The sequence below is a fragment of the Micromonospora acroterricola genome (genome assembly GCF_003172955.1).
GTDB lineage: Bacteria > Actinomycetota > Actinomycetes > Mycobacteriales > Micromonosporaceae > Micromonospora > Micromonospora acroterricola.
Window position 1 is genome coordinate 1 of record NZ_QGKR01000364.1, and the last position, 12167, is coordinate 12167.

Sequence of the window (12167 nt, forward strand, 5' to 3'; positions counted from 1 at the left end):
GGACGGGCGAAGATCCGCTCGCGCGAGCCCTTCTCCACGAGCTGGCCGAGGTACATGACGGCGATGTCGTCCGCCAGGTACTCGACCGCGGACAGGTCGTGGGTGATGAAGAGGCAGGCGAACCCGATGTCCCGTTGCAGGTCGGCGAGGAGGTTGAGCACCGACGCCTGCACGGAGACGTCGAGCGCGCTGGTGGGCTCGTCCGCGATGAGCAACCGGGGCTCGGAGATCAGCGCGCGGGCGATGCTGACCCGTTGGCGTTGCCCGCCGGAGAGCTCGTGGGGGTAGCGGCGCGCCACCTCGGCACGCAGGCCCACCCGTTCGAGTTCCGTGGCGACCCGGGCCTCCCGGTCGCGCCGCGGGATCCGCTTCCCGGCCAGCCGCAACGGCTCCGCCACGACCTCACCGACCAGCATGCGCGGGTCCAGCGAGGCGGCGGGGTCCTGGAAGACGATCGACACCTCGCTGCGGTGCGGGCGTAGCTGCCGCCGGGACAGGTGCGTGACGTCGGTCCCGGCGATCCGGACCACGCCCGCGGTCGGTTCCACGAGCCGCACCACGCAGCGGCCCACGGTCGACTTCCCGGAGCCGCTCTCCCCCACCAGGGCGGTGACCCGGCCCTTCGGGATCGTCAGCGACACCCCGTCCACGGCGCGTACCGGGCCGAAGTGCATCACCAGGTCCTCGACCTCCAGGGCGTTCGGCTCCGGCGTCATCGGTTCACCTCCTCAATCGGGGATCGGGGCGATGGGCACGGGTGCCAACAGGCCGCGAGGTGATCGGTCGTGCCGGCCCCCACCACCTCCAGCGGCGGGGCGGAGTCGCGGCACCGCGAGTCGGCAGCCGGGCAGCGGTCGGCGAACGTGCACGCGTCCGGCTGGGTCGACAGCACGGGCACCAGACCGGGAATCTCCTGTAGACGGTCGGTGCCGGCGTGTCGTCCCGGAGTCGGTGACGCCGACAGGAGCCCGGCGGTGTAGCGGTGGTACGGGTGCGCGAACAGGTCGGTGACCGGTGCCCGCTCCACCACCCGCCCGGCGTACATGACGACCACGCGGTCGGCGATGTCGGCGATCACGCCGAGGTCGTGCGTGATGATGAGGATGCTCGTGCCGAGCCGGTCGCGCAGGTCCCGCAGCACCTGGAGGATGCCGGCCTGGACCGTGACGTCCAGCGCGGTGGTCGGTTCGTCGGCCACCAGCACCTTCGGGCCGCAGGCCACCGCCATCGCGATCATCACGCGCTGGCGCATGCCACCGGAGAGCTGGTGCGGGTAGTTGTCGACCCGTCTCGCGGCGGACGGGATCCCGACGAGCGTCAGCAGTTCGACGGCGCGGGCCCGGGCCGCCCGGCGGGACATCCGCTCGTGGATCTGGAGCACCTCGCCGATCTGACGCCCGACGGTGAGCACGGGATTGAGGGACGTCATCGGCTCCTGGAAGATGTAGGCGATCTCCTTGCCGCGTACGCGGCGAAGCGCCGACTCGCGGCTGCCGACCAGCTCGGTGCCGTTGAGCCGCACCGAGCCGGAGACCCGGGCGCTGCCGGGGAGCAGGCCCGCGATGCTCATCGCGGTGACGCTCTTTCCGCAGCCCGACTCGCCGACCATCCCGACGATCTCGCCGGGTGCGAGATCCAGGCTCACCGCGTCGACCGCCGAGACGGTCCCCGTTTCGGTCGGGAACGACACCGAGAGGTCGCGTACCGCCAGGACCGGTGTGTCGACCGTGGCGGCGGTTCCCGCCCGTTCGGCCGTGGTCATCGCCGGTCTCCCTTCGGGTCGAGGGCGTCCCGGAGGGCGTCGCCGAAGACGTTGAACGCCAACGCCAGGCCCATGATCACAACGCCGGGGAGGACCGCCGCCCACGGGGCTCGGGCGGCGAACTGCTGGGCGGTGGCCAGCATCGTGCCCAGGCTGGGGGCCGGGGGTTGGATGCCGAGGCCGAGGAACGAGAGCACCGCCTCGCCCAGGATCGCGGCCGGGATCGCGACCGTGGCCTGCACCAGGATCACCGACGTCGCGTTGGGCAGGATGTGCCGGGCGAGCACCCACAGGTCGCTCGCGCCGTCCACGACGGCCGCGGCGACGAAGTCCAGCGACTTGAGCCGGAGCGTGTCGGAACGCACCACACGGATCACCCCGGGGATCTGGGCGATGCCGATGGCCACGGCGGCGTTGCCGAGGCTGGCGCCCCGGATGGCCGCCAACCCCACCGCCATGATCAGGAACGGGAACGCGAGCAGCAGGTCGGTGAAGCGCGAGATCACCGCGTCCCAGGCCCGGAAGTAGCCGGCTGCCAACCCGAGCGGGACACCGATGACCAGGGAGGTGGCCACCGCCAGAAGTCCCACCTGGAGCGACGCCCGCGCCCCTAGCATGATCCGGGACAGGACGTCCCGGCCCAGGTCGTCGGTGCCGAGCACGTGGCCGGGGCTGCCGGGAGGCGCGAACGTGCGGGCGAAGTCGGTCTGGTCGACCGAGTAGGGGGCGATCCAGGGTGAGAGCAGCGCGATGACGGCCGCCAGCGCGAGCACCACGAAGCTCACGACGGCGAGCGGGTTGCGCCGCAACCGCCGCAGGACGCGCATACGCCGGGTGATGTCGGCGGAGCCGGTCTCCGCCATCGGAACGGTGAGGACGGTCATGCCGGATCTCCCGTCACCCGGATACGCGGGTCGATGACCGAGTAGAGCAGGTCCACGAAGAAGTTGATCACAATGTAGGCCGTCGCGGTGAGCAGGACGACCGCCTGGATGACCGGGTAGTCCCGCTGGAACACCGCGTCGATGGTCATCTTGCCGAAGCCCGGTAGCCCGAAGATCTGCTCGGTGACGACCGCGCCCGAGATCAGCCCGCCGAGCTGGAGACCCACCACGGTCACCACCACGATGAGGCTGTTCCGCAGGGCGTGCTGGGTGATGACGGCGCGCGGCCGGAGGCCCTTCGCCTTCGCCGTCCGCACGTAGTCGGAGGAGAGCGAGTCCAGCATCGCCGAACGGGTCTGCCGCATGATGATCGCGGCGAGGCCCGTCCCGAGGATCACGGCCGGCAGGACGATGTGGTGCAGGTTGTCCACCGGATTCTCCAGGATCGGCACGAAGCCGGAGGCGGGGAACAGCCCGGTCGCCACGGACAGGTAGAGGATCGCGAGCAGCCCGAGCCAGAAGTGCGGCACCGACAGGCCGATCAGGGCCAGACCGTTGGCCACCCACTCCGCCGGGCGCCCGCGGCGGACCGCCGCGAGCACTCCGGCGCCGACGCCGAGCGCCGTGGCGAGCAGGATCGCCAGGACGGCGAGTTCAACGGTCACCGGCAGGGCGGTCGTGAGCATCGACGAAACTGGCGTACCGGTGCGGATCGACACCCCGAAGTCGCCCTGCGCCATACGTTCCACGTACTGCGCGAACTGCACTGGCAGCGGCTGGTCGAGCCCGTAGTGCCGACGGATGGCTTCGAGGGCCTCCGGGGACCGGTCCTCCCCGGCCAGCGCCAGGGCCGGGTCACCGGGGAGAGCCCGTACACCGAAGAACACCACGATCGTCGACAACAGCAGGGTCAGCGCCGACTGCCAGGCGCGGGTGAGGAGATACCGGGCCACGGCGCCCTACTTGGTGAATCCGGCGAAGGCCGCGCGGATCACGCCGTCCGGGAAGACCTGCAGGCCTTGGAGCTGCTTGCTGACCGCGGTCAGGTTCCGCTGCCGGTAGAGGTAGATCAGCGCGTCGTCCTGCTGGAGCAGCGTGACCACCTGCCCGTACAGCTTCTTGCGCTCCTCGATGTCACCGGACTGGCGGGCCTGGGTCAGCAGGGTGTCGAGCTGCGGGTTGCTGTAGCCGGAGACGTTCTGGCTCGCGCCGGTGCCGACGAAGTTCGTGATGTTGGCGTCCGGGTCGATCCGCCCGCTCCAGCCGAGCTGCAGCAGCTCGAAGTTGCCGCGGTCCTGCTCGTCGAGGAGCGAGGAGTACTCCACCGGGTTGATCTTCAGATCGAACCCGCCGTCCTTGAGCATCGACTGGAGCGCCTGCGCGAGGCGCAGCGTGTCCGGCGTGTTCGACGCCAGCATCGTGACCGTGTACGGCGTCTGCACGCCCGCCTCGCTGAGGAGCTGTTTCGCCTTGGCGGGGTCGTGCGCCGGGCAGGTCTGCGCTTCCGGGGACGAGAACGGGCTCGCGGGAGAGATGGGTGAGCAGGCGGCGGTGTGGATCCCGTTGAAGACGGCGTCGACCAGCGCCTTCCGGTCGATCGCGTGCTCGAAGGCCTGACGGACCTTGGCGTTCTGCGCGAGGGGGCGGTTGATCGGCTTGGGCGCGGTGCCCACACCGTCGACGTTGCCGATGTTGATGGTGAGGCCCTGGTAGCCGAGGGACTGCGACTGGAGGACGGAGACGGAGGATTCCTGCCGCAGGGAGGCGACGTCCTGGGTGGAGATGCTGTCGGCGACCTGGGCGTCGCCGGAGCGCAGGTTGGCGGCGCGGATGCTCGCGTCGCTCAGGATGCGCCAGGAGATGGCGTCGAGGTGGACCTTGTCGGCCTCGTAGTAGTTCGGGTCCTTCACGACGTCGATCGAGTTCTGCGGCACGCGCTTGGCGAACTTGAAGGGGCCGACGCAGACCGGCGCCGAGGCGAAGTCGTCGCCAAGGCTCTGCAGAGCCTTGGCACTCATGATCATGCCAGCGCGGTCGGCGAGGGCGCCGAGAAGCGGCGCGAACGGCTGCTTGAGCCGGAGGACGACGGTCTGCGCGTCGGGGGTGTCGACGCCGTCGATGGGACCGAGTTCGCTCTTGCGCGCCGACCGGGAGTTGGTCAGGTGCCGCTGCAGGGTGGCCTTCACCGCGGCGGAGTCGAACGGCGTCCCGTCCGCGAAGCGGGCGCCCTGGCGCAGCGGGATCGTCACCGTCCGGCCGTCGCCGCTCGTCGTGGGCAGGGCGGTCGCGAGCTGGGGTACGACCTGCGCCTGCTCGTTGACGTCGTAGAGCTTCTGGCACATCGCCTGGAACACGTAGCGGGAGTAGAGGCTCCGCGACAGCGTCGGGTCCAGCGCGTCGGGCTCGGCGGAGAGGGCGATGACGAGCTTGCCGCCCTGCTTCACGGCAGCGGGGTCTGCCGGCGTACCGAAGGAATCCTGGCCCGCCGACTGGCTGTCGCCGGACTGGGTGTCGCCCCCGCTGTTCGACACCGGTGAGCAGGCAACGACCGTGCAGACGACAGCGACCGCCGCCACAGCGGCCCGGAACGGACGGCGCCAGGGCCGGCTCGTTTCGCTGAGGGAGAGGTTCGTCATGGGGAGCTCCTCGAGTGGGCGATTCGGGGAGCGTATGTTGTATACGATGACCGACGCAAGACCTCCGTGGATGCCTCTCAGCCGGCGGGTCGCGGCCGAGCCGGGCCGGCCCGGAGCAGGCTGAAGAGGACGATCACCGCGAGCGCCGCCACCACCACGCAGAAGATCTCCCCGGCGGGGCGCAGGCCGATGACCTGGATCAGCAGGCCGACCCCGACAGCCGGCAGGCCCAGCATCGTGAACAGGATGGCGAAGAACGTGGACACCGCCGCCGCCTGGCGCTGCGGAGCGGTCTTCATCGTGATCGTCGCGATGCCGTCCCCGACCGCCACGCCGGACGCGACCCCGTTGATCGTCGCGCTGACGATCAACGTCGCCAGCACGGCCATCCACATGCTGAACGCCAGCAGGCCGGCCGCCACGATCAGGCCGGCGCAGGCCGAGGCCAGCGCGGCGCGTGACGACAGCACACGGGTCAGCAGCTGCCCGAACGCGGCGCCCGTGAAGGCCAGGAAGAGCACCAGCGCGGCCAGCGTGTGCGAGGCCTCGTGCAGGACCATGCCGAGGAACAACCCCGTCACGGCCGTGAGCACGCCCAGGGCGGCGAAGCCTGCGCCGGCGGTGACCGCCGAGCGGAGGAAGTCGCCGCGGATGTTCTGCGGTATGTACAGCCGCTGAAGCCGCAGGGTCAACGGGGAACGCTGCGCCACCGTCTCCGGCACCCCCGCCATCGCGATGATCGCGATGATCGCCAGGACCAGCACGATCGCCCAGGGCAGCCGGAGCGGTTCGGGCGCCACGTCCGACACGATCCCGGCCAGCAGGGTGCCGGCGGCGAGCCCACCCAGGTTGGCGAAGATCGCCACCGTGGCGGCCCGCCGCGGATGCCGCGGACTCTTGATCAGCTCGGCCAGCGCCGCGGTCGCCGCCCCGATGACCAGCGCGGCGGAGAGACCCGCGAGCACCCGGCCCACGACGATCATCGCCAGGTCCACGGCGGCCAGGAACACCGCGTCGGCGGCGACGGAGAGGACCAGCGCGGTGAGGATGACCGGACGACGGCCGATCTGGTCCGAGAGCCGGCCCAGGACGAGGAGCCCGACGACCACACCGAGCGCGTACACCGCGTAGACGACGGTCACGGTCAGCGACGAGAAGGCGAACTCCATCTCGTAGAGCGGGTAGAGCGGGGTCGGCACGGTCGTGCCCACGAGCGTGATCCAGAACGCGAACGCGACCCGCGCCGGGGCTGATCGCGAGCCGGACCGCGCCGTCCCGCCGTCGGCGCGGCTGACGTTGGACATGACCAGTCCCCCCGGGCTCGGACCCCTGCTGCGGGCCGGTTGCCGCACCCACCGCCCGGTACAGCATCGGCCGCGAGGTCTGGTGGACGTGTCGTAACGGTCCGAAACGCCCTCATCAGGTGGCGCAGGGCTCAGCACGGGCCCTGTCTCGCCGCCCGGCGGTGACAAGGCCCCGGCTCGGGGCGCAGCATCCACTTGCTCGTTGCTGGACGCGGCCGGGCCCGGTCGGTGTCATCGGCGCGATACCTGTGAGGCATAACTATGCCTCTGAGGTATCACGCTCGTTGACGACTTCGCCTCGCTCCTCGCGGCCCGGCATTCGCCGTCCGGCAGCTCCAGCCGCACCCGGTGCAGTCCGCCACCGTCCGGCGCGGCCAGCGGAAACACCGCCGACGTCGACGAGCGGGCGACGTCCACGATTCCAGGGACACATGTGCGTGCGGCCACCGCCGACACCCGGGAGGTGACCCCGGCCCTTGTCGACCGCGTCGCCGGGTGACGGCGGCAGGGCCTGCCGCTCAGCCGTCAGCTCGCTGGTCCGCCCTCGCCTCGGCGCCCGGGATCCCGAGGGTGGTACTCGGGGCGAAGCTTCGCGCTGGCGAACGCCGACTTCACCGCCGCCGAGAGCGCGGTGATGTCGTACGCGCCGTGGTGGCGCCTGCCATTGATGAAGAACGTCGGGGTGCCGGTGACGCCGCTGAGGTCGGCGGAGTCGACGTCCTCGGCGATCCGGTCGACGCCCATCCGTTTGACCATGTGCTCCCGGAACCCGTCGAGGTCCAGGCCGATCTGTTCGGCGTAGCCGAGCACGTCGGCGGGATAGAGTGCGTCCTGGTGCGCGAGGAGCAGGTCGTGCATCTCCCAGAACGCGTTCTGCTCGCCCGCCGCCTCCGCGGCCTCGGCGGCGAGTTGGGCATGCGGGTGGACGTCGGTGAGCGGCAGGTGCCGCCAGACGTACCGGACGTTGGCGAAGTCGGCCAGCAGTTCCCGGACCACCGGTTCGGCCTGCCCGCAGTAGGGGCACTCGAAGTCGCCGTACTCCACGACCGTCACCGGCGCCTCGAGCGACCCGCGCACGTGGTCGCGCTCCGGATCGACCGGCAGCATCAGGTCGACGATCCCCTCGGTGACGCCCAGCAGCGCACGCGCACGCCGTGCCGGCGAGAGTCGCCCGACAGAGCGGAACACCAGCCAGGTGACCAGGGACGCACCAAACGTCGCGACGAGGATGCCGAGCTTCGCCTCATCCAGGGCGGGCCCCTTCAGGGCATGGGTGGCGATCAGGAGCGCGACGGTGAACCCGATGCCGGAGACGGTGCCGACCCCCGCGACGGCGACCCAGCCGACGGGTGGCCGGAACCGGTTGCCGCTCAGCCGGGCCACCAGCCACGAGGCGGTCACGATCCCGACCGGCTTGCCGACGACGTACGCCACCACGACGCCGAGCGTGACCGGGGAGGTCACGGCCCTGGCCAGAAGCTCGCCGTCGAGCACGATCCCGGCGTTCGCCAGCGCGAAGAGCGGCACGACCACGTAGCTCGCCCACGGATGGTAGAGGGTCTGCAGCCGCTCGTTCGGCGACAGCGCCGAGGTGAGCCCGGCCCGGGCCATCCGGGCGAGCTGCGGGGTGGGCTGTTCCCGGAAGAGGCGGAACTGGTCGCTCGCCCGCTGCAGTTCGCCCCGACCGGGAGCGTAGGCGTAGGTCAGCAGCCCCATCACCAGGCCCACCACGACCGGGTCGACACCGGACTCCGACACGGCGAGCCAGGCCGCCACCCCCAGCAGCGCGTAGACCGGCCCGAACCGCACACCGCAGCCCCGGACGAGCAGGACGCCGCCGAAGATTCCCGCCGCGACGAGCAGCGCCGTCGGCGAAGGATGTTCCGGGTAGGCGATCGCCAGCACCGCGATCGCGACCAGGTCGTCGACGACGGCGACGGTCAGCAGGAAACCCCGCAGCCGATCGGAGAAGCGCGGCCCGAAGACGGCCAGCGCGCCGAGCGCGAGCGCCGTGTCCGTGGCCATCACCGCGCCCCAGCCCGCAGCGGTGGTCTGCCCGGCGTTGATCGCGAGATAGATCGCGATCGGCAGGAGCATGCCGCCGAACCCGGCCAGCATCGGCAACGCCAGTCGACGCCGTTCCCGCAGCTCGCCGATGTCGAACTCCCGTCGCAGCTCCAGCCCCGCGACCAGGAAGAAGAACGTCATGAGCCCGCTGTTGACCCAGGTCCGCAGGTCGTGTGACACGGGCCAGTCGCCGAGCTGGATCGAGAGCGAGGTGCCCCAGACCGACTCGTACGACGACACGTGCACGTTGGCCCACACGAGCGCCACCACCGCGGCGACCAGCACCACCCTGGCGCCGCCGGTCTCGGTGCGCAGGAACGCGCGCAGCGGGGCATTGAAACGGTCTTCCCAGGTGGTCCGGGCGGACCATCCCCCGCGCGGGTTGTCGCTCGTCACGGGGACAATCTTCGTTGACCTGATCGTCACGTGGTTCGAATTGGGGCACATGGCGACCGGCCGATACGAGCACGGGGTCTGAAGTCGTCTACTCCTCCTCGGCGAACACGACCGCGCGGCGCTGACGAATCGTCGGGAGGACGGCGACAAGGAGAGCTGCCAAGGCCAGGGCCAGGAGCACCGCGGAGATCGGTCGGGTCAGGAAGACCGACGGGTCACCGCGGGAGATGATGAGCGCGCGCCGCAGGTTCTCCTCCAGCAACGGGCCGAGGACGAAGCCGAGCAGCAGTGGCGCCGGCTCGCAGCCACACTTGATCAGGATGTAGCCCAGGATCCCGAAGAACGCGATCGCGTAGACGTCGTACGCGTTGAAGTTCAGTGAGTAGGTGCCGATCGCCGCGAACAGGATGATCATCGGGAACAGCACCTGGTACGGGATACGCAGCATGCGCACCCAGAGGCCGATCAACGGCAGGTTCAGCAGCAGGAGCAGCACGTTGCCGATCCACATCGACGCGATGAGGCCCCAGAACAGCGCCGGTTCGTCGTTGATGACGTTCGGGCCGGGTGTGATGCCGTGGACGATGAACGCGCCGATCATCAGTGCCATGACGGGGTGGGCGGGCAGACCCAGGGTGAGCAGCGGGATGAACGACGTCTGTGCGGCGGCGTTGTTCGCCGACTCGGGGCCGGCGACGCCCTCGATCGCACCGCGCCCGAACTCCTGCGGCCGCTTCGAGACCCGCTTCTCGACGGCGTACGAGGTGAACGAGGCCAGCACGTGGCCGCCGCCGGGCAGGACGCCGAGCGCGGCGCCGAGACCGGTGCCACGCAGGATCGGGGCGACGATCCGACGCCGGTCCTCGCGGGTCGGCCAGAGGTTCGTCACCTTGCTGACGATCGCCGTACGGGTCTGCTCGTTCTCCAGGTTGCGCAGGATCTCGGCCACCCCGAACAGGCCCACGGCGACCGACACGAAGTCGATGCCGCCGTACAGCTCGCGCTGCTCGAACACGAAGCGGGGCGTTCCGGTGTAGATGTCCTGCCCGACCGTGCCGAGCAGCACGCCGAGCGCGATCATCGCCAGTGCCTTGAGCGCCGTGCCACGCGCCAGCGCGATCGACACGATCAGGCCGAGCAGCACGAGCGAGAAGTAGTCGGCCGGGCCGAACTTCAACGCGACGCTGGCCAGGGGCGGAGCCGCGGCGGCCAGCACGACGGTGGCCACCGTACCCGCGATGAAGGACCCTATCGCCGCGGCCGCCAGGGCCGGCCCGGCCCGGCCCTGGCGGGCCATCTCGTGCCCGTCCAGCGCGGTGACCGCCGCGGACGACTCACCGGGCAGGTTGATCAGGATGGCGGTCGTCGAGCCGCCGTACTGTGCGCCGTAGTAGATACCGGCCAGCATGATCAGCGCCGTCACCGGCTCGAAGCTGAACGTGATCGGCAGCAGCATCGCCACCGTCGCCGTCGGCCCGATGCCGGGCAGCACGCCGACCGCGGTCCCCAGCAGCACTCCCACGAAGCAGTAGAGGACGTTCTGGATCAGGAGGGCCGTCGAGAAGCCCAGCGCGAGGTTGTCGAGAAGTTCCATGCCTCAATCCGGATGCCGCGTCAGAGCCCCAGCCACGGGCCCCATAGCGGGATCCTCAGCTGAAGTCCGACGACGAAGATGAGCGTGCTGGCCACGGTCAGCCCGGCGGCCACGGCCACGGCCGTGAGCAGGCGTACGCGTGGGCTGGCCAACGTGGTGAGCAGGGCGGTCACCGCCGATGTCGGGACGAATCCGAGGCGCCGGACGGTGAATCCGAAGAACAGGACCGCGACCACGATGAGGGCGACCGCACGCCACGGGATCGGTCCGAACGAGACCACCTCACCGGCGATGAGTCCCTTGATGACGATCGCCAGGCCCAGGACGGCCATGGTCGCACCGACCAGCAGCGGGAAAGCGCCGGGGCCCATCCGCGTCGGGGTGCCCAGCTCGTAGCCGAGCGACCCCACCACGAACGCAACACCGACCCCGACGAAGATCCCCCCGGCGAGGACGTCCGGGAACGACCGACGGCGCTCCACCTCAGGAGACCTTGACCCCGGAGTCAGCGATGATCTTCCCCCAGGTGCCGAGCTGCTCCTCGAGCTTGGCCCGGTGCGCCTGCGGGGTCGCGTCATCGGCCGGAACCGGCGCGGTGCCAAGCTTGGCCATCTGGTCGATGACCCCCTGGTCGGCCAGTGCCACCTTCAGCGCCTCGGACAGCTTCTGGACGATCTCCTGCGGCGTGTCGGCCGGGACGTAGAGACCGTGCCACACGCTGACCTGAAGCTGGGGCAGCCCGGCCTCGGCCGTGGTGGGCAGGTCGGGAAGACTCTTCACCCGCTCGGGCGTGGTGACCGCGTACGCCTTCACCTTTCCCGCGGCGATCTGGCCGCTGGTGTTGGTCGTCTGGTCACACATGAAGTCGACCTGGCCGCCGACAAGGTCGGTCAGCGCGGGGCCGGTGCCCTGGTACGGGACCTCCTGGAGCTTCACACCGGTGGTGCTCTGGAACAGGAGGCCGCACAGGTGGGATGCGGCGCCGATGCCGGCGTTGGCCAGCGTGACCTTGCTGGCGTTCGCCTTGACGTGGGTCACGAGGTCCTGGAGCGTCGTGGGCGCGAAGTCCTTGCGGGCGACGATCGTCATCGGCACCTCGGTGACGAGCCCGACCGTCTCGAAGTCCTCAAGCGGTTCGTAGCCCAGGCTCTTGTACAGGGCGGGCGCCGTGGACATGCCGATGTGGTGCATGAGCACGGTGTAACCGTCGGGGTCGGCCCGCGCGACGTCACCGGCGCCGACCGTACCGCCCGCGCCCTCGACGTTCTGGACGACGACCTTGCCGCCGAGTTTGGCGGCCATCGGCTCGGCGATCATTCGGGTGACCGTGTCCGTCGGGCCGCCCGCGCTGAACGGCACGACGATCGTGATGTTCTGGTCCGGGTAGCCTGCGGCGTCGCCTCCGCCGTTGGCGCCGCCGTTGCCGGAACAGGCGGCGACGAGCGAGACGACGCCGACCGCGGCGACCATCCGTGCGGTAGCCCGGTACCTGCTGGTCGTTTGCATACAGCGGCCTCCCCATCA

10 protein-coding genes are annotated in these 12167 nt (G+C 70.5%); all 10 read right to left on the reverse strand.

Features of this window, described 5'->3' with window-relative positions; all coding sequences use genetic code 11:
* Window positions 1–716, reverse strand: a 716-nt coding sequence (locus DKT68_RS30240) for an ATP-binding cassette domain-containing protein (protein WP_109820783.1), incomplete at its 3' end; no start/stop codon positions are given.
* On the reverse strand, window positions 713–1762 hold the full coding sequence (locus DKT68_RS30245) for an ABC transporter ATP-binding protein (protein WP_109820784.1): 1050 nt from the start codon (window positions 1760–1762) through the stop codon (window positions 713–715). The genes DKT68_RS30240 and DKT68_RS30245, both read right to left, overlap by 4 nt.
* The gene (locus DKT68_RS30250; protein WP_109820785.1) at window positions 1759–2646 is read right to left on the reverse strand and encodes an ABC transporter permease; all 888 of its coding nucleotides are present in this window, start codon (window positions 2644–2646) and stop codon (window positions 1759–1761) included. The genes DKT68_RS30245 and DKT68_RS30250 overlap by 4 nt, the downstream gene beginning before the upstream one ends.
* Window positions 2643–3599, reverse strand: a complete 957-nt coding sequence (locus DKT68_RS30255) for an ABC transporter permease (protein WP_109820786.1) — start codon at window positions 3597–3599, stop codon at window positions 2643–2645. The genes DKT68_RS30250 and DKT68_RS30255 overlap by 4 nt, the downstream gene beginning before the upstream one ends.
* 6 nt (window positions 3600–3605) lie before the next feature.
* Window positions 3606–5282, reverse strand: a complete 1677-nt coding sequence (locus DKT68_RS30260; RefSeq protein ID WP_109820787.1) for an ABC transporter substrate-binding protein — start codon at window positions 5280–5282, stop codon at window positions 3606–3608.
* Window positions 5283–5359: 77 nt separating this feature from the next.
* Window positions 5360–6586: an MFS transporter gene (locus DKT68_RS30265; protein ID WP_109820788.1), complete on the reverse strand. Its 1227-nt coding sequence runs from the start codon at window positions 6584–6586 to the stop codon at window positions 5360–5362.
* A gap of 525 nt (window positions 6587–7111) precedes the next feature.
* Window positions 7112–9049: a Na+/H+ antiporter NhaA gene (nhaA, locus tag DKT68_RS30270; protein ID WP_109820789.1), complete on the reverse strand. Its 1938-nt coding sequence runs from the start codon at window positions 9047–9049 to the stop codon at window positions 7112–7114.
* Window positions 9050–9137: 88 nt separating this feature from the next.
* Window positions 9138–10643 (reverse strand): tripartite tricarboxylate transporter permease, encoded by a 1506-nt coding sequence (locus DKT68_RS30275; protein ID WP_109820790.1) that lies wholly within the window; start codon window positions 10641–10643, stop codon window positions 9138–9140.
* A 20-nt stretch (window positions 10644–10663) separates the two neighbouring features.
* Window positions 10664–11125 carry a tripartite tricarboxylate transporter TctB family protein gene (locus DKT68_RS30280; protein ID WP_201749250.1) on the reverse strand — a complete coding sequence of 154 codons (462 nt, stop codon included), beginning with the start codon at window positions 11123–11125 and terminating at the stop codon, window positions 10664–10666.
* Between the two features lies 1 nt (window position 11126).
* Window positions 11127–12149, reverse strand: a complete 1023-nt coding sequence (locus DKT68_RS30285) for a tripartite tricarboxylate transporter substrate-binding protein (protein WP_109820792.1) — start codon at window positions 12147–12149, stop codon at window positions 11127–11129.
* Between the last annotated feature and the right edge of the window lie 18 nt (window positions 12150–12167).

Excerpts from the sequence above, each read along its gene's own strand:
- DKT68_RS30245 (WP_109820784.1), bottom strand. The coding sequence starts at position 1,762 with ATGACCACGGCCGAACGGGCGGGAACCGCCGCCACGGTCGACACACCG.
- DKT68_RS30250 (WP_109820785.1), bottom strand. The coding sequence starts at position 2,646 with ATGACCGTCCTCACCGTTCCGATGGCGGAGACCGGCTCCGCCGACATC.
- DKT68_RS30260 (WP_109820787.1), bottom strand. The coding sequence starts at position 5,282 with ATGACGAACCTCTCCCTCAGCGAAACGAGCCGGCCCTGGCGCCGTCCG.
- DKT68_RS30265 (WP_109820788.1), bottom strand. The coding sequence starts at position 6,586 with ATGTCCAACGTCAGCCGCGCCGACGGCGGGACGGCGCGGTCCGGCTCG.
- DKT68_RS30275 (WP_109820790.1), bottom strand. The coding sequence starts at position 10,643 with ATGGAACTTCTCGACAACCTCGCGCTGGGCTTCTCGACGGCCCTCCTG.
- DKT68_RS30285 (WP_109820792.1), bottom strand. The coding sequence starts at position 12,149 with ATGCAAACGACCAGCAGGTACCGGGCTACCGCACGGATGGTCGCCGCG.